The organism is Gardnerella sp. c10Ua_244 (assembly GCF_055818055.1).
Genome location: NZ_JARFVS010000002.1, coordinates 159,086 through 177,783, shown reverse-complemented (window position 1 = coordinate 177,783; position 18,698 = coordinate 159,086). Strand labels below are relative to the sequence as shown.

Genomic DNA, 18,698 nt, shown 5'->3' with positions numbered 1-18,698 from the left:
TATGAGAATATTTTTATTTAACACGAATTGAAACAGTCTTGAAAATATGGGAGAATTACCACATGACTACAGTTATTATGCATACTTCTGAAGGCGATATAAAAATCAATTTGTTTGACAGTAAAGCGCCTGAAACCGTCAAAAATTTTGTTGGCTTAGCTACTGGTGAGCGCGAGTGGCTTGACCCATTCAGTGGAAAACCTTCGCATGAGTCATTCTACGATGGTTTAACTTTCCACCGCATCATTAAGGATTTCATGATTCAGGGTGGCTGCCCACTCGGCAATGGAACTGGCGGTCCTGGATACGAGTTTGACGATGAAATTGACGCGTCCTTGAAGTTCGATAAGCCTTATTTGCTCGCTATGGCAAATGCTGGAAAGCGTCACGGTCGTGACGGTCGTTTGCATGGCACTAACGGTTCGCAGTTCTTCATTACAACTGTGCCAACTCCATGGCTTGACGGTCACCATACAATTTTCGGCGAAGTTGCTGACGATGAATCGAAGGCGGTCGTCGATAAGCTCGAGGCTGTTGCGACGGATCGATCTGATGCTCCTCTTGAGCCTGTAGGTATTATTTCTATTGAAGTTTTGTGATTAAACGTTATGATTTAATACTCTTTAATATTCTTTAATACTAAAGTTCTTAATTGCTAATCCGACATTTTCTATACGCTTGTGTACAGAAAATGTCGGATTTTTGCTGTAAGGCGGCAGAAACTTTACAACGCATGCAACGGAAAGGTTGTATTAATAGAATTTAAATGCGGATATAAAGAAAGCGAGTCTTATAGCAAGCATAATAGCTCACTATAAAACTCGCTTTGGTTCATATCAACCTTCTTCTATTATTATTCGTTGTAAGTATTGTTATTGAAGCACTTGCAATTCAGTTTTTGCTTCCGCACTTCCGTACCTCATCATTTTATGCTTTCACGCTTTGATACAACGATGAGCCGGATTCTTGGAACTTTTTGCTCATCTCTTTCATACCATCGGCAATTGCCTGACTGCGTGCTTCTTCAACGAGCTGCTCCTGCTGAGCTGCTCCGCCAAAACGCTTACGAATATTTTGCGAAATAGCCATCGAGCAGAACTTTGGTCCGCACATCGAGCAGAAGTGCGCCATTTTTGCCGGTTCTGCAGGAAGTGTTTCGTCGTGGAAGGCGATTGCGGTATCTGGATCATAGCTTAAGTTGAACTGATCCAACCAGCGGAACTCAAAGCGAGCCTTACTGATTGCGTTGTCGCGATCCATAGCATGTGGATGATGCTTAGCAAGATCAGCTGCGTGGCAAGCGATCTTATACGCAATCACGCCTTGCTTCACGTCATCCTTGTTAGGCAACCCCAAATGTTCCTTAGGAGTCACATAGCAAAGCATTGCGGTGCCGTATCGCGCAATCTCCACGCCACCAATTGCGGAAGTAATGTGGTCATAGCCAGGTGCGGTATCCGTAGTCAAAGGACCAAGCGTATAGAATGGAGCATTCTGGCAAATTGCCTTTTCCATCTCAATATTCATACGCACAGTGTCGAATGGCACGTGACCAGGACCTTCAATCATCACCTGTACGTCATGCTTCCAAGCGATCTTCGTAAGCTCGCCAAGCGTCATAAGCTCGGAAAGCTGAGCCGCATCGTTAGCATCAGCCAAGCTACCTGGACGCAAACCATCACCCAAAGAGAATGCAACATCGTACTTTGCGAAAATCTCGCATAATTCTTCAAAGTGCGTATACAAGAAGCTCTCTTGATGATGTTGCAAGCACCATTCAGCCATAATTGAGCCACCACGAGAAACAATACCGGTTACGCGGTTTGCAGTAAGCGGCACGTAGCGAAGAAGCACGCCAGCGTGAATAGTCATGTAGTCAACGCCCTGCTCGCACTGCTCAATAACAGTGTCGCGGAAAAGCTCCCAGCTGAGCTTAGAAGCATCATCCTCAACCTTTTCCAAAGCCTGATACATTGGCACTGTTCCAATTGGCACAGGGGAGTTGCGCAAAATCCATTCGCGCGTTGTGTGAATATCGTTACCGGTGGAAAGATCCATAACGGTATCCGCACCCCACTTCGTGGCCCACGTAAGCTTTTCTACTTCTTCGTCGATAGATGACGTAACAGCAGAATTACCCATGTTTGCGTTGAGCTTAGTCAAGAAGCGCGAGCCAATAATCATAGGTTCAGCTTCAGGATGGTTAATATTGCAAGGAATTACAGCACGTCCGGCTGCAACTTCTTCGCGAACCAGCTCTACATCGCAATTTTCGCGCGTTGCAACATATTGCATTTCTGGAGTAGTGATTCCGTGGCGAGCGTACCACATTTGTGTAATCGGATGATCCGCGCCCTTCATTGGCTTATGCGTGCGTCCACGCCATTCTTTAGAAGCTTTGCCTCGCTTAATTGCGCGCTTGCCGTCGTCTTGAAGATTGCGCCTGCGACCCTCATATTCCACAACGTCACCGCGGTCGCGAATCCAGTCAAGGCGAAGCGGAGCCAAACCTTCCTTCGGATCGCACTTTGGACCTTCTGTATTGTAATCCTTAAAAGGCGGGTTAGGACCTACGCCAGGAGTATCCGAAAGCTTAATTTCCGTATAAGGAACTTCCAAATCATAAGAACCATATTCATACTCAAAATGAATTGGAGTTGTTTTGCGAATATGAGCTTTATCGCGCTGAGTGCATCCGCGAGCTGCAATGTCAACTCGCTGTTGTTTAGCTAATTTCGCAGCATCCTTTGCTTCTTTCGCATTAATAAAAGTTGGCTTCTTTTCTTGAGTTTCTGAAGATTTTGATTCAGAATTTTCTGCAACTATCACTCGCTTAGCGTAGCCGTGCTTTTCTTCACCTCGCACAGCTTTCCAATGTTCAACAAATTCACGCATAGTTGATTCTGGTGTTTCTGAAGAATACAATGCTTCAGAAACGAACCATCCTGCAGCCTTGGTGTGAGCGATTGTATCGATATCGTCGAGTGCAGTTCTTCCGCCAACTAGAACTGGAAAATCACTTGCGGAACAAATCGTATTAATTTTCGCTTCGTCCAGCGTTGTGTGATTTGCTTCCAATTCGTAAGCGGCAGTAGTGCTTTCGCATCCTTCTTCAGGATTGCGCATTGCTGTTACGCAAATGTAATCAATGCATCCATCTGGAAGTTCGTTTATTACTTTAACTAAGCTTTCGGTTTCAACAGATAAGCCGATTACAGCATCTTCGCCAAGAAGAGCGCGAGCCTCTCTAGGCTCCATGTCGCTTTGTGCTAAATGCACTCCGTCAACTTTGATGCTTTGATTGCGAGCTTGCCAAACGACATCAACACGCTCGTCGATAACAAAAGTTACAGAATCGCATTTGTTATTGTCTTCGATGATTTGTGCAATATCGCGTGCAATAGTAGTGATTTCTTTAGCGTTTTCATTGTTGCAATGAAGACGAATAAAAGTCGCTCCAGCGTGCAAAGCATCATCGACAATATCGGTAAGCGGACGATTATTACAAGCTTGTGGGTCTGCAATAAAGCAGGCGCTTAGATTAAATTGATTACGCATTGATGCGTACGGATAATTCGATGTCATACTAAAATCGTTGCTCCCTACGTTGTATTAACTAACAGGTTCGAAGGGTTAGGCAAACTAATACCATCTCAGCCTTCTTTCGAAAGCACCCCTGCAAAATGTCGAATTACCAGCAAGTTTACACGATTATGTGCATTTAATTGGTGGTGGGTATGTTGCGAATTTCTTTAGCGTTCGTGATGATTGATTGCGCGTGAAATAAAATCTCCCAAGCTTTGCACAATCTGCACGAGAATAATACAAAGGATAACAGCAACTGTCATCACATCGTATTGATAACGCTGGTATCCGTATCGTATTGCAATATCTCCGAGTCCGCCTGCGCCAACTGTTCCAGCCATTGCGGAGAATCCAAAAAGCGTAATAAATGTAAGCGCAGCTCCGCGAATTAGCGAAGGTAAAGCTTCCCACAGCAACACTTTGCAAACAATTTGCAATTTGCTTGCTCCAAAGCTTTGTGCTGCTTCAATTAAGCTTCCGTCAACTTCGGCTAAAGATTGTTCAACTACTCTAGCAACGAATGGTGCAGCCGTAATCACCAGAGGCACAATAGCCCCAGGAACTCCCAAAGAAGTGCCAACTATGAGACGAGTGAAAGGAATTATTGCAACTAATAAAATAATAAACGGCACAGAACGCACGATGTTAACAATCCAGCCTAGAACTGCGTTAATTGGCGCGTTGGGGCAAATGCCTTTTTTGTTTGATGTAATGAGAAGTACGCCAACTGGAAGTCCAATAAGGTATGCAAAAAGTGTTGCAACTGATGTCATTACGAGTGTGTCTTGCACGCCTTCAATAAGTAAGTTGCCGTAGTCGTTAAAAAATTGTGTAGCAGCTTCTAACATTGTTATTTCACCTCGTTGGTAAGCGCGTTTGTTTGTTCGTCTGTTTGTGCGTTTTCTGGCTTATTGTTAAGCTCGCTTGCAATCGTGCTTGTAATTTTAGCGCGATGATTTTCCTGTTTTTCATCTGCAATAAGAGTTCGCAAAATATCGCTTTGTGGATTTGCAAAAAGCGTATCAGTGTCACCTAATTCCACAATGCGTCCGCCATCAATCATTGCAACTCGGTCGCAAATATTTCGTGCTACAGCCAGCGAATGCGTAATAATAACAAGCGTTACGTTGAGTTCGCGGTTAATTCGGCTCAATAAATCAAGGATTTGCGCAGTAGTTGTGGAGTCAAGTGCGCTTGTTGCTTCGTCGCAAAGCATAATCGACGGATTATTCGCCAATGCTCGTGCAATTGCTACGCGCTGCTGCTGTCCGCCTGAAAGCTGGCTAGGGTAGCGGTTTGCAAAATCTTGTAAACCAACTAAGTCAAGTAAGTAGTTTGCGCGTTCTTCTCGTTCCTTTTTTGCAGTGTGATTCAGCTCTAATGGGAAAGTGACGTTTCGCAATACTGTACGCTGCTGGAAAAGGCTAAAATTCTGGAAAATCATGCCAATATTAGTGCGTACTTTTGCAAGTTCTTTATCTTTTACTTCGCTAATATCATTTCCGTCAATAATAATTTTGCCGGAAGTTGGTCGCTCAAGCAGATTCATGCAACGAACTAGCGAAGACTTTCCTGCACCAGAAGAACCAAGGATTCCGAATACTTCTCCCGATTCAATAGTCAGATTAATGTCGTGTAATGCTTCGTTCGCTTTGCTACCTTTGCCGTAGCTTTTGTGAAGATGTTCGATCTGAATCATGCTTTTCCTTAACAGATTATTGCTTTCTGTGTGAAATATACTTCGTTACTAACTAGAGTTACTAACTAGAGTTACTAACTAGCGTCATTAACTAGATTATTAACTAGCACGCACATTACGTATATTACACGCTTATAAAATAATGCCGCAAAGCATACACGAAGCATACACATGCGGCATTAGGTGGCTACATTGTGAGTATTTTTTAGAAAACAGGGAGCACAGCGCCTTTGTAAGTTTTAGTAATATAGTCGCGCACTTCGCTTGTCTTCAAAGCTTTGAGTAAGGCTTTGATTTTTGCAAACTTTTCAGAGCCCTTCTTTACTACAATAATATTTTCATAAGTTTTAGCCGCAATGCCTCCAACTTTTTCTGAAGTAAGTGGGTCTTTAGTTGGGTTAAAACCAGCTTGAATAGCGTAATTGCCGTTCATGGCAGCAAGATCCACATCCTTAATGGCAGTAGGAACTGTTGCCGCTTCAAGTTCTTTAAACTTCAAATTCTTAGGATTCTCAGTAATATCTTTTGTAGTAGCGTTAATATCCTTTGGATTCTTCAACTTAATCAATCCGGCATCTTGCAAAAGAAGCAATGCGCGAGCCTCATTAGTAGGATCATTTGGAACTGCAACAGTTGCTCCGTTTGCTAATGCTTTAATCGTCTTGGTTTTTCCTGGATACAATCCAAATGGTTCAAAATGAATTCCACCTACTGAAACAAGGTGAGTTCCCTTTTCCTTATTAAAGTTGTCAAGATAAGGCAAATGCTGATAGTAGTTTGCGTCAACTTCGCCTTCTTCAGTAGCTGTATTTGGCTGCACGTAGTCAGTAAATTCCTTTACTACTAGCTTGTAGCCTTCTTTTTGCAAGATTGGCTTTACAACTTTATTTAAGATTTCAGAATGCGGGGTAGGTGAAGCTGCAACAGTAATGGTCTTGTCATCCTTTGCGCCTGCTTTTGAGCTACCGCAGCCACTTAAAGTGAAAGTCGCTAATGCTGCCAGTGCTGTAATTGATGCAATAACTTTAATTTTTCGCATATTTCCTGCTCCTTGTTCGGTGAAATTTGTTTAAAGTTAAATCCCCTTCGCGAGTAACGAATTATCAATATAGGCGAGAAAAATCAATAATTCTACACTTTGCTTATTAGTATTATTTATGACGTGTTAATAATTCGCATACTTGCAGTGTGGAAAGAGAAAAAATAAGTTTTTCAACACGTCGCTTACTTGCAATGAAGCTATCTACTAGACTGTAATGTATGAGTTTTTTGCGATTGGCGTTAGCGCAGATAGATACCTGCGTTGGGAACATTGATAGCAACGTTGAAAAAGTTTTGAAGTATGCTGCGCGCGCAAAGCAGTCGGGTGCTCGCATGGTTGTGTTTCCTGAGATGACTTTGACTGGGTATCCTATTGAAGACCTCGCCTTGCGTGCCACGTTCCGCACAACTGCACAAAAAGCTGCAGACTTGCTTGCAACAAAACTTGCGGAAGAAGGCTTGGGGGAGCTTTACGTAGTAGTTGGAACTGTTGGCTTTGACGAGTCTGCTGGAAAGCCTCGAAACAGGCTTCTCGTATTGCATGAAGGTAAATCTGTGTTGCAATACGACAAGCATTTCTTGCCAAATTATGGTGTTTTTGACGAGTTTCGTATTTTCTCTTCTGGCAATAAGTGTGAGCTGCTGGAAGTAGATGGAATGCGTCTAGGTTTTGCTATTTGCGAAGATATTTGGCAAGACGGCGGTCCTGTTGCGCGTTTGGCAAAACTTGGTATCGATGCGCTAATAACTATGAACGGTTCTCCATATGAGGAAGGTAAAACTCATGTGCGCTTGAGTTTGGCTCAAAAGCGCGCTGTTGAAGTCAATGCGCCAGTCGTATATGTGAACCAAGTCGGCGGCCAAGATGATTTGGTTTTTGACGGTGGAAGTTTTGTTGTTGATGCTGACGGAACTTTACTTGAACGCTCGGCAATGTTTGATGAAGATTTGTCGTTTGTTGATTTTGATAACTCGCTGAAAAAGCAGAAAGTTTCAAGCATTGCTCCAAAACTTGACGCAGACGAAGAAGTGTATTGTGCGTGTGTTGTAGGTCTTAGAGATTACATGCGTAAGAATGGTTTTAAGGGTGTGTGCTTAGGACTTTCTGGAGGAATTGATTCTGCTTTAGTAGCTACTATGGCTGCCGATGCTTGCGGTGGAGCAAATGTGTATGGCATTTCTATGCCAAGCATGTACTCTTCGGACGGTTCTAAAGACGATGCGCGCGATTTAGCAGAGCGAATTGGCGCTCACTATGATGTGCAACCAATTGAACCGCTTTTTAAAGCTTTCCAATCGCAACTTTCATTAGAAGGTGTTGCAGCAGAAAACTTGCAAGCTCGCGTTCGTGGCGTAATCGTAATGGCTTACTCGAATTCGCGCGGTGTTTTGGCGCTCGCAACTGGTAATAAATCGGAGCTTGCTTGCGGATATTCTACTATCTATGGCGATGCGGTAGGAGGGTATGCTCCTATTAAGGATTTGTTTAAGACGCGCGTTTGGGCACTTTCTCGTTGGAGGAATCGCGCTGCGAATGCTGGAGTAGGCATTGGTATGCTGCCAATTGTTGGATATGAGGATTCTGAGCAAACAGAAGTTACGAAAGCGAAAGCTCCGCAAGATGGTGTGCTTATTCCGGTTAATTCTATTATTAAGCCTCCGAGTGCAGAGTTGCGTCCAGGGCAAAAGGATTCTGATTCTTTACCTGAGTACGATTTGCTTGATCGTGTTTTAGAGGCTCATATTGAGCTTGCTCATGGTAGAGCGGATTTGCTTGAAGATGGTTTTGACGAGCATACTGTTGACACGGTTATGCGTTTAGTTGATCGCGCAGAATGGAAGCGCAGGCAGTATCCGCTTGGACCAAAAGTAAGTGCTATTGCTTTTGGCAGGGATCGCAGAATGCCTGTTACCACAGCTTTTCGTGAATAAATGTGATATATTTCACTAGATTTTTTGCAAAACTACTCGTGTATGCGTTTACTTATGCTCTAACATTGTTATTAAGGCAGCGTGAAGATGCGTTGCGGGTACAAAAGGAGTCTAAACATGACATCAGTTGATGCGCCAGTTCTCAGTGAAGAGGATCTTCGTACCGAAGCGTGGAATGGTTTTACTGACGGCAATTGGAAGAAAGACATTGACGTACGCGACTTTATAATAAAGAACTATACGCCATATGAAGGTGACGAAAGTTTCTTGGCAAATGCCACTGAAAAAACGAAGCACATGTGGAAGTATCTCGACGACAACTACTTAGCTGTTGAACGTGAGCGTCGTGTTTATGATGTTGAAACTCATATCCCAGCAGGTATTGACGCAATGCCAGCAGGCTACATTGAAAGCCCAGAAGTAGATAACGTAATCGTCGGTTTGCAAACTGATGAGCCTTGCAAGCGCGCTATGATGCCAAACGGCGGTTGGCGCATGGTTGAGCAAGCTATTAAAGAAGCTGGCAAGGAAGTAGATCCTCAAATCAAGAAGATTTTCACCGTCTACCGTAAGACTCATAACGATGGCGTGTTTGGCGTTTACACCAAGAATATTAAGATTGCTCGCCACAACAAGATTTTGACCGGTTTGCCAGATGCTTACGGCCGCGGTCGTATTATTGGCGATTATCGTCGTGTTGCTCTTTACGGCGTGAACATGCTTATTGAGTTTAAGAAGCGCGACAAGGATTCGATTCCATACCGTAACGATTTTACCGAGACCGAAATTGAGCATTGGATTCGCTTCCGCGAAGAGCATGACGAGCAGATTAAGGCTTTGAAGCAGCTTATTAACTTGGGTAACGAGTACGGTTTGGATTTGACTCGTCCAGCTAAGACCGCTAAGGAAGCTGTTCAGTGGACTTACATGGGCTATCTTGCTTCTGTTAAGAGCCAGGATGGCGCTGCAATGAGCTTCGGTCGCGTTTCCGCATTCTTCGATTGCTACTTTGAGCGCGATTTGAAGGCAGGTTTAATTAACGAAACCGACGCTCAGGAAATTATTGACGCTCTTGTTATGAAGCTTCGTATTGTGCGCTTCTTGCGTACTAAGGATTACGACGCAATCTTCTCTGGTGATCCTTACTGGGCAACTTGGTCCGATGCAGGCTTCAGCGAGGATGGCCGCACTTTCGTAACCAAGACTTCGTTCCGTTTGCTCAACACTTTGACTCTTGAGCATTTGGGACCTGGTCCTGAGCCAAATATCACTATTTTCTGGGATCCAAAGCTTCCAGAAGCTTATAAGCGTTTCTGCGCACGAATTTCTATCGACACTTCTGCAATCCAGTACGAGTCCGATAAAGACATTCGTGAGCACTGGGGTGACGACGCTGCTATTGCTTGCTGCGTTTCTCCAATGCGCGTCGGTAAGCAAATGCAGTTCTTCGCAGCTCGCGTGAACTCTGCAAAAGCTTTGCTTTACGCTATTAACGGCGGCCGCGATGAAATGACCGGCATGCAAGTTATCGATAAGGGTGTTATTGACCCAATCAAGCCAGAAGCTGACGGCACTCTCGACTACGAGAAGGTTAAGGCTAACTACGAGAAGGCTTTGGAATGGCTTTCCGAGACTTATATTGAGGCTTTGAATATCATCCACTACATGCACGATAAGTACGCTTACGAGTCCATCGAAATGGCTTTGCATGATAGGGAAGTCTACCGTACGCTTGGTTGCGGCATGTCCGGCTTGTCTATTGCTGCAGATTCCTTGGCTGCTTTGAAGTATGCAAAGGTTTACCCAATCTACAACAAGGATGCTAAGACCACTGAAGGCCACGAGTACGAGTACATCGAGGGCGGCGACGACGACTTAATCGTTGGCTACAAGACTGTTGGCGAGTTCCCAGTTTACGGTAACGACGACGATCGTGCAGACGACTTAGCAAAGTGGGTTGTAAGCACTGTTATGGGTCAGGTAAAGCGTTTGCCTGTGTACCGTAATGCTGTTCCAACTCAGTCCATCTTGACTATTACTTCTAACGTTGAGTATGGCAAGAACACTGGTTCCTTCCCATCCGGTCACAAGAAGGGCACTCCGTACGCTCCAGGCGCAAACCCAGAAAACGGCATGGATTCGCACGGTATGCTTCCTTCGATGTTCTCCGTTGGAAAGATTGATTACGATGATGCTCTTGACGGCATTTCGCTTACGAACACCATTACTCCTGACGGTTTGGGTCGTGACGAAGACGAGCGCATTAGCAACTTGGTTGGCATTTTGGATGCTGGCAACGGTCACGGCTTGTACCACGCAAACATCAACGTGTTGCGTAAGGAACAGCTTGAAGATGCTGTTGAGCACCCAGAAAAGTATCCGCATTTGACGGTTCGAGTTTCCGGCTACGCAGTGAACTTTGTAAAGCTCACTAAGGAGCAGCAGCTCGACGTTATTTCTCGTACATTCCACCAGGGTTCAGTTACTGACTGATTTGGTTGATTAGTAAACACCGCCGGGAGCGAGGCTAGTTTCGCTCCCGGCTTTTGTTAATTGCGTATATTATTTATTATTTATTTATAAATAGTTTGGAGGGCAGTTAGATGGCTGAAAACACAGCGTTTCGTACCACAACTCAGCATATGTTGAAGGAGTCAAAAGAGTATGCTCGCCAAACTTTAATGGGTGGACTTTCTGGATTTGAGTCGCCAATTGGGCTGGATCGTAAAGATCGCTTAGTTGCTCTTAAAACTGGCGATATTGGATTTGTGCATTCGTGGGATATCAATACTTCTGTTGATGGTCCTGGAACTCGTATGACGGTGTTTATGAGCGGTTGCCCACTTCGTTGCCAGTATTGCCAAAATCCTGATACTTGGAAAATGCGTGACGGCAAGCCAGTCTATTTGGATGCAATGATTAAAAAAGTTGACCGCTATCAAAGTCTTTTTAAAGCAACAGGTGGAGGAATCACATTTTCTGGCGGCGAGTCCATGATGCAGCCAGCTTTTGTATCTAGAGTATTTCGCGCTGCAAAAGAGATGGGCGTGCATACTTGCTTGGATACTTCCGGCTTTTTGAATCGCAATTACACGGACGAAATGATTGAAGACATTGATCTTTGTCTTCTTGACGTTAAATCAGGAACTGAAGAAACGTATAAAAAAGTAACTGGCGGCTTGCTACAGCCAACTATTGACTTTGGCCAGCGCTTAGCGAAGGCTGGTAAGAAGATTTGGGTGCGTTTTGTGCTTGTTCCAGGTTTGACAGACAGCGAAGAAAATGTTGAAAAAGTTGCTGAGATTTGCGATTCGTTTGGTGATGCTGTTGAGCATATTGACGTGCTTGGATTCCATCAACTAGGACGTCCAAAGTGGCATGAGCTTCGAATTTCGTACCCTCTTGAGAATCAAAAAGGGCCTTCTAGAGCACTTAAAGAACGAGTTGTAAACCAGTTCAAAGATCACGGTTTTGTTGTGTACTAGACTGCGTTTAGATTGCATTTAGACTGCATTTAAATTGCGTCAAAAATGTAACTGTAATTTAGGCAATCTTTGCGTATCGTGTTGTTTTTTTTTGAAGGATTTTTGTATAATTATACAAATACTCTTTTTTAGAGAAAGGATACGCAATGAAGCGCAGAATAGGTTGTTGGATTGCATTAGCTTTTACATTAGCGTTAGCTGTTTTTGTGCGGTGTAACGATCAGTTTGGTTTTGCTACAGCGCTTACTATTTTCGTTATTTTGCCAATAATTTTATTGCCAATAAACATTGTTGCATCTTTCGATAAGAAACTTCTTATTGAAGTGCCGATAATATCTATTGTTATAGCTGTTGTTACAGAACTTGTCACTTTTCCAATAGTCAACTTTTCGGATTTAGGTTTACATGCTGGCTACGTTGTTCCAACAGTTTTAGCTTCGGCAGTCGCATTTACTCTTACTAGATTCCTTAAAACTAGGCTTGTTAAGCGCATAAATGACGAAGTAGCAAACAATAAAACAGATTGATTATTTAATTGATTATTTATTTGATTTTTTATTTTTGAATAGTCGTAGTTGTGTGCGAAAGTTGAAGCCGTGTTAAAGATGCATAATCTGTAACACGGCTTAAATATTTTTTACGGATATTTTGCAAAAAGTACAGAATAAGTTGCAAAAAGCGTAAGAATTTGGGTAAAGCATGCAATCGGGAGGCGTACTTGAACGAGGAACCAAAGCTTTTAAAAGAGCCTAGAGAAGGAGTTCCAGAAGTCATTGATACGCTTGAAGCATATAAAGATTATTGCAGCTTGTTGGCGGCAGGCTCCGGTCCTTTAGCTGCAGACGCTGAGCGAGCTTCCGGTTTTCGCTACAGTCATGAAGATTGGTTGATTCAGTTCAAACGTAAGGGTGCAGGAATTGGATTATTAGATCCTATAGAACTTACAAAACTTGGAGCTGATTGGAACGAATTTAACAAGGCAGTAGGGGATGTGCCTTGGATTATTCACGATTCGATGCAAGATTTGCCAGGATTTTTCAATATTGGTTTGCGCCCACTTGCATTATTTGATACCGAAATCGCAGCTAAATTACTTGGCAGAAAGCGCTTTGGTTTAAGCTCTGTAACTGAATATTATTTGGGTCTTACTCTTGCAAAAGAACATTCTGCAGCAGATTGGTCTTACCGCCCACTTCCTAGAGATTGGCGAAATTACGCAGCTTTAGATGTTGAATTACTTATTGAGCTAGAAGAAGTAATGCGCGTCGAACTTAAAAAGCAAGGTAAACTTTCTTGGGCGGAAGAAGAATTTAAACACTTACTTAGTAAGGGTGCACAAAAGAAAGCTCCGCATCCACGTCCATGGCTTAAAATATCGCATATTAGCGTACTTATGCACGATCGTGTTGGTTTAGTTATTGCGAAAGCATTGTGGCAAAAGCGAGATGCTTTAGCGCGTGAATATGATATTGCGCCAACTCTGCTACTTTCTGACGCTGCGATTATTGAAGCTGGTAAGCGTAAACCTAGTAATGCGCGTGCGTTTCGTGCTATTCGTTCTTTGAATGAGCGAGTGCGAATGCACACTGGCAGTGAGCAAGACAAAATGTTCGAGCGTTACGCTCCAATTCAGCGCAAAGTTAAACCATCTATTTGGAAAAACGTTATAGAGAATGCTATTTTGCGCGCTAAATCTGGTGAAACGGCTATGGATGATGTGCATCCAGTATTACCGAATGGAGCTATTCAACTTAATTCGCGCGAATCTCGTAAAACGAACGTACTTAAGTCAACAGATACTGACGAGTCGCAAGGTTCTAATGATTGTCAGGATTGCCATGATTTATCGGATTCGCAGTACTTGCAGGATATGCAAGATTTCCAAAGCGCTCCTAGATCTATGAAATATTGGCGAGAACATCACCCTAAGCGTTACGAGCGTTTACAAAGAGTAAAAGCTGAGTTAAATCAAATTTCTGAATACACTCATACTCCTGCAGAAATTATTATCAAACCACAGATTATTCGTAATCTTTGCTGGCATGATGATGCGCAAGATATTGATGTTAAAACATTCTTAAGTGAGCATGGTGCTCGCGAATGGCAAACCCGATTGGTAGCTGAGTCCGTAACTCGCGCTATCATGTAACGGTTGTGCCATACGGCAGAAGCTAGAAAAAACGTAATTTCAGGAGCGCAAGCGTGAAAATCAGCGTCAGGAATCTTGAGCCAACTAAAGTTAAGCTCACCATTACCGCAGATCTCGAAGACTTCAAGCCATTCTTGGAAGAAGCTCGTAAGGAGATTGCTAAGCAAATTAACGTGCCAGGTTTCCGTAAGGGACATGTGCCAGGCAAGATTGTAGATCAGCGCGTCGGTTTCGCAGCTGTTGCCGGCGAAGCCGTAAATTCCGCTGTACCAGAGCTTTATTCCAAGGCTTTGGAAGAAAAGAAGATTCGCCCAATGGATCAGCCAGAATTTGACGTTCAGGAAGTTCCAACGTCGACTGATGCAGATGCAAGTCTTAAGTTTGTAGCAACAGTTGAGCGTCGTCCAGATTTCAAGTTGAACAAGTTCAAGGGCGTTGAGATTGAAGTTGAGAAGCCAAAGGTTTCCGACAAGGATGTCAAGGAGCGCTTGGAAAGTCTCCGTCAGCGTTTTGCTACTTTGGTTGGTGTTGACCGTCCTGCAGCTAAGGGTGATTACACTAACATTGATTTGGAAGCTCGTATCGATGACGAAGTAGTTGATGCACAAGAGGGCGTAAGCTACGAAATCGGTTCCGGTGTGTTGCTTGACGGTTTGGATGAGGCTTTGGATAGCCTTTCTGCCGGCGAAGAAACCACCTTTGAAGGTACTCTCGAGTCCGGCAAGCATAAGGGCGAGAAGGCTCAAATCAAGGTTAAGGTTAATTCCGTAAAGACTCAGGAATTGCCAGAGCTTGATGATGATTTTGCTCAGGAAGCTTCCGAGTTTGATACTTTGAAGGATTTGAAGGCAGATATTCGCAAGGCTTGCGAGCAGGCTGCTGAAGGTCGTCAGGCAACTAATGCCCGTGACGCATTCCTTGTTAAGCTTCAAGAAGAAGTTGAAATTCCTGTACCAAAGGGTGTTTTGGATAAGGCTGTTTCAGAGCATTTGAAGGGCATGACCCCTGATCCTGAAAAAGCTACCAAGAAGCAGAAGGACGAAGCGCAGCAGGCTGCTGAGAAGGAACTTCGCGACCAAATAGTTCTTGACGCTTTAGCTGAACAGATGGATGTGACTGTTTCCCAGGCTGATGTCACCAACTTCTTGGTTTCTGTTGCTCAGCAGTACGGCATGGATCCAAACCAGTTCATTAACGCAATCGTTAACAACGGTCAGCTTGGTTCTGCTGTACAGGAAGTTGCTCGCTCTAAGGGCTTGCTTGCTGGTATGCGTGCTGTAAAGTTCGTTTCTGGCGGAGAAGCTCTTGACTTGAGTGCATTCTTGTCTGAGGATGATGACGAAGACGAAAGCGTGAAGGCAACTTCTGCTGCTGCAGAAGTTGCTGACGAACTTTCTAAGTAGTATTTTTCAAACAAGAAAAAGTTTATACTTTCTCATATTCGCTAAAAACCCAGGGCTTTTGCTCTGGGTTTTTGTGTTGTTGTTATACTTTAAAAAAAGTGAAAAACAAATAAAATGAAAAACAAATAACATAAGGAAGGCTGCTGCTAATGGAAAAACGCAATTTGCAAATAGTAGGCAGTAAAAAACCTAGTAAGTGTTTGAACTATGTTTTTACATGTTTACGATTAAGTCTTATTGCTTTTTTTGTTGCAGTTATGGCTGGGGTTGGTGCAATATTATTAACTCTGTTACTACATGCTGTGCAAAACGTAATGTTCGGATTTTCAGAATCTGCTCTTAAACCTTCGCCAGTTGGATTGCCAGTATTCCACTACGTTGCTGTTGTATTAATTGTGATGTCTGTTGCTGCAATTATTTGGATGTGGTTATGGACAAAATCTTCTAATCGTATTGTCGATATAGCTCATGCTGTTCGTGGTCAATCAATGCCATTTAATACGACGATTATCCATGTATGTTTACAAATTTTTATAGTTGCTTCTGGCGCAAGTTTAGGTAGGGAAGTTGCGCCTCGAGAATTGGCTGCAATGCTTACTCAGAAGTTACTCTGCTTTATTCGAGTCAGTGAATTTCAAGCTCGCGTTTTGGTTGCAAGTGCTGCTGGTGCTGGTTTAGCTGGAGTTTATCGCGCTCCAATAGCGGGTGCGATTATGGTGCTAGGTTTGGTTGCAATTCCACGTTTTTCTCATGACTCGAAATCTTCTTTAAAGCGTTCGAAATGGTATTGGCTTATACAAAAATTTAGTATTTTTGCTATTGCGTTATGTATAAGTGAAATTGCATCATTGACTACTATTTTTGTGCTTGGGTATGAGCCTTACTATTGTTTGTCAAGTCTTGATGACATCCATATTGTCAACACGACTGCGTTGCTGCTTGCAATTATAGTTGGCATTGCTTGCGGTATTGTTGGCACTCTTTTCCATAAGATGATTCATTGGGCTCGCTCTCAGTGTGCTCACAATTACCAAATTTTATATTTTTTGCCATTAATGGGCTTAGTAACAGGATTAGTTGCATCATGGAATCCAGCCATTATGGGCAATGGTCGAGCTTTAGCGCAATACGCATATAACATTGCAAAAACAAGTATTGCAATTGACAAAAACTCTTTGGTAACTTTGCTTCTACTGGTTGTTGCAAAAATAATTTTAACAAGTTGCACTCTTCGAGCTGGCGCAAGTGGTGGTGTGCTTCAGCCGAGTATGTCGTCTGGAGCTTGCGTAGGGCTGATTATAGGTTTTATAAGTATGAACATTCCAGTTGTTGGTGGCATGTTATCAAGTCAGCCCAAAATATTGGTAATAGCTGCTATTTTTGGTGCTGCAAGTCTGCTAACTGCAAGTCGAAAGTCATTGTGGTTTGCGCTTTTTTTGGTAGCACAATTAGTGAATTTGCCTATGATTATGATTATTCCAATGGTTGTTTCTTGTGCTGTATCTAGAAGCATAACGATGATACCAAAAATTTTTAGCCGCAAATAATGTTTAAATTTTTTTAGTATGGAAAATACAATATATGCAAAATAAATGCGCCTATGCTAGTTCAGTATTAGCAAAGGCGCATTTGTTATTAGTAAATATTTTTTTAGTTATGTTGGTTATTTTAGTTATTTTTTAATTAATTATTAAAACTGAATTCTTTATCTGCAATAAAAGTTCCATCATCGTTTGAGAAGGAGAAATGTATGCGCACTGGTGCAATAATTTTTTCTTTCATTTCATCCGATGCTGATTGTGGCATCAAGTTCGAGAGGCTATCGCCGTATGTTTGCATTCCAGTCTTTAACGCTGTAATTTCTAAATCAGATAGGTGCTTTTTGAACTTTGCATTTATATTGAGCTGATCACCTTTAGTGGCAAACGTTATGTTGAATGGTGAGCTGCTAGTGGCATCATTAAATCCATTAGTGAGTTTTTTAGCTTCTTCTGAATGGCAATGTACGTATTCTTCAATATTTGCGCTTTTAGGTGCAGAGCAATTGTAATGTGGCTTAAGATTAGTTGAATTGTAATGTGGTTTTGAAATTACGTAGCCACCTACTGCAACTATTGCTACTACTATGACAACAATAAGCCAAGTGTATTTTGACTTATGAGCACTTGTATTTGTTGCATTTGGATAAGCGTTTGCAGGATAGTTGTTGACTGGTTGTTGATTATTCTGATATACGTTTGGTTGGTAACCATTATTTAGATTTACATTATTAGGGTAATTGTTGTTCTGGTATCCGTTATTTGGGTATACGTTGTTTTGATACTCATTGTTTTCATAACCATTGTTTGGGTAACCATTATTTAGATTTACATTATTAGGGTAATTGTTGTTCTGGTATCCGTTATTTGGGTATACGTTGTTTTGATACTCATTGTTTTCATAACCATTGTTTGGGTATCCGTTATTTGGATTTACATTATTTGGGTATGTATTATTTTGGTAACCATTATTTGGATACTCGTTATTTGGCATCGGAGCAGGCGAGTAGTTGTTATCTGGCAATTGGTTAGAATCCATAATTACTCCTTATAATGAATTGATAATCCGATAAAAATATACTCAATAATGCATACTAGTGTAGGATAATAAGTAAAAATTACATCTGTTGATATGAATAAAATTCTAGAAATTTGGTGTAAAACATTCAATTCAAATCATATTCGCAATATTTTCTATGTGGTCATGCGCACAAGGTAGTGTAGAAATAATTACGTGGTAACAAGGAGATATAGTGACTGAGCTTTTTACAGCTTCTCCTGTGATGGAACAGGCTGAAGCGTCTACATCAACTGATTCTATTTTTAATCGATTGCTAAAAGATCGCATTATTTGGTTGGGATCTGAAGTAAAAGACGAGAATGCCAATGTTATTTGCGCACAAATGTTAATGCTTGCTGCGGAAGACCCTAAGAAGGATATTTGGCTGTATATTAATTCGCCTGGAGGTTCAATTACTGCTGGTATGGCAATTTACGATACTATGCAATTAATTGAGCCAGATGTTGCGACTATTGCTGTTGGCATGGCTGCATCTATGGGTCAGTTCTTGCTTAGTTCTGGCACTCCTGGTAAGCGTTATATTACCTCACATGCTCGTGTGCTTATGCATCAACCTTCTGGCGGTGTCGGTGGCACTGCTACGGATGTGCGAATTAACGCAGAGCTTATTATGGATATGAAAAAAACGCTTTCTGAATTGACTGCAAAGCAGACTGGTCATACGGTAGAGGAGATTTACCGAGATAACGAATATGATCACTGGTTTACAGCTCAGCAAGCTTTGGAGTATGGTTTCGTAGATAAGATTGTGACCACTCCTGCTTCTATGCGCGGTGAGGAGTAAT

The 18,698-nt window shown here is 42.5% G+C and carries 14 protein-coding genes and 1 riboswitch; of the genes, 9 read left to right on the top strand and 5 right to left on the bottom strand.

The window, feature by feature from the left end; all coding sequences use genetic code 11:
* The first annotated feature begins 62 nt into the window (after positions 1 to 62).
* Complete coding sequence (locus P0108_RS03945; RefSeq protein WP_064621922.1) at positions 63 to 599, top strand: peptidylprolyl isomerase; 537 nt, start codon at positions 63 to 65, stop codon at positions 597 to 599.
* Between the two features lie 328 nt (positions 600 to 927).
* Here P0108_RS03945 and thiC read toward each other — a convergent pair whose 3' ends face one another.
* From thiC to P0108_RS03925, 4 genes are all read right to left on the bottom strand, one after another.
* Positions 928 to 3,585, bottom strand: coding sequence for a phosphomethylpyrimidine synthase ThiC (gene thiC, locus P0108_RS03940; RefSeq protein ID WP_473730762.1), 2,658 nt, complete (start codon positions 3,583 to 3,585; stop codon positions 928 to 930).
* A riboswitch (TPP riboswitch) is annotated at positions 3,583 to 3,688 on the bottom strand. (Overlaps the previous gene by 3 nt.)
* Positions 3,689 to 3,752: 64 nt before the next feature.
* On the bottom strand, positions 3,753 to 4,433 hold the full coding sequence (locus P0108_RS03935) for a methionine ABC transporter permease (protein ID WP_004108684.1): 681 nt from the start codon (positions 4,431 to 4,433) through the stop codon (positions 3,753 to 3,755).
* A gap of 2 nt (positions 4,434 to 4,435) precedes the next feature.
* Positions 4,436 to 5,284 (bottom strand): methionine ABC transporter ATP-binding protein, encoded by an 849-nt coding sequence (locus P0108_RS03930; RefSeq protein ID WP_004108686.1) that lies wholly within the window; start codon positions 5,282 to 5,284, stop codon positions 4,436 to 4,438.
* Positions 5,285 to 5,489: 205 nt separating this feature from the next.
* On the bottom strand, positions 5,490 to 6,323 hold the full coding sequence (locus P0108_RS03925; protein WP_004106340.1) for a MetQ/NlpA family ABC transporter substrate-binding protein: 834 nt from the start codon (positions 6,321 to 6,323) through the stop codon (positions 5,490 to 5,492).
* A 221-nt stretch (positions 6,324 to 6,544) separates the two neighbouring features.
* On the opposite strand from P0108_RS03925, the gene P0108_RS03920 reads away from it, so the two are divergent.
* From P0108_RS03920 to P0108_RS03890, 7 genes are all read left to right on the top strand, one after another.
* Positions 6,545 to 8,257: an NAD+ synthase gene (locus tag P0108_RS03920; protein ID WP_004108689.1), complete on the top strand. Its 1,713-nt coding sequence runs from the start codon at positions 6,545 to 6,547 to the stop codon at positions 8,255 to 8,257.
* A gap of 117 nt (positions 8,258 to 8,374) precedes the next feature.
* Entirely contained in the window at positions 8,375 to 10,750 is a 2,376-nt protein-coding gene (gene pflB / locus P0108_RS03915) for a formate C-acetyltransferase (protein WP_004108690.1), read from the top strand.
* A 110-nt stretch (positions 10,751 to 10,860) separates the two neighbouring features.
* Positions 10,861 to 11,742, top strand: coding sequence for a pyruvate formate-lyase-activating protein (gene pflA, locus P0108_RS03910; RefSeq protein WP_473730761.1), 882 nt, complete (start codon positions 10,861 to 10,863; stop codon positions 11,740 to 11,742).
* A gap of 146 nt (positions 11,743 to 11,888) precedes the next feature.
* Positions 11,889 to 12,269: a hypothetical protein gene (locus P0108_RS03905; protein ID WP_012914244.1), complete on the top strand. Its 381-nt coding sequence runs from the start codon at positions 11,889 to 11,891 to the stop codon at positions 12,267 to 12,269.
* Positions 12,270 to 12,460: 191 nt separating this feature from the next.
* Positions 12,461 to 13,891: an HRDC domain-containing protein gene (locus tag P0108_RS03900; RefSeq protein ID WP_102155113.1), complete on the top strand. Its 1,431-nt coding sequence runs from the start codon at positions 12,461 to 12,463 to the stop codon at positions 13,889 to 13,891.
* Positions 13,892 to 13,944: 53 nt separating this feature from the next.
* The gene (gene tig / locus P0108_RS03895; protein ID WP_473730760.1) at positions 13,945 to 15,294 is read left to right on the top strand and encodes a trigger factor; all 1,350 of its coding nucleotides are present in this window, start codon (positions 13,945 to 13,947) and stop codon (positions 15,292 to 15,294) included.
* A 149-nt stretch (positions 15,295 to 15,443) separates the two neighbouring features.
* Positions 15,444 to 16,841, top strand: a complete 1,398-nt coding sequence (locus P0108_RS03890; protein WP_473730759.1) for a chloride channel protein — start codon at positions 15,444 to 15,446, stop codon at positions 16,839 to 16,841.
* A 136-nt stretch (positions 16,842 to 16,977) separates the two neighbouring features.
* Here P0108_RS03890 and P0108_RS03885 read toward each other — a convergent pair whose 3' ends face one another.
* The gene (locus tag P0108_RS03885) at positions 16,978 to 17,871 is read right to left on the bottom strand and encodes a hypothetical protein (protein WP_116440450.1); all 894 of its coding nucleotides are present in this window, start codon (positions 17,869 to 17,871) and stop codon (positions 16,978 to 16,980) included.
* A gap of 214 nt (positions 17,872 to 18,085) precedes the next feature.
* Between P0108_RS03885 and P0108_RS03880 the strand changes: the two genes are divergently transcribed.
* Positions 18,086 to 18,697 (top strand): ATP-dependent Clp protease proteolytic subunit, encoded by a 612-nt coding sequence (locus P0108_RS03880; RefSeq protein WP_004108703.1) that lies wholly within the window; start codon positions 18,086 to 18,088, stop codon positions 18,695 to 18,697.
* Position 18,698 lies beyond the last annotated feature (1 nt).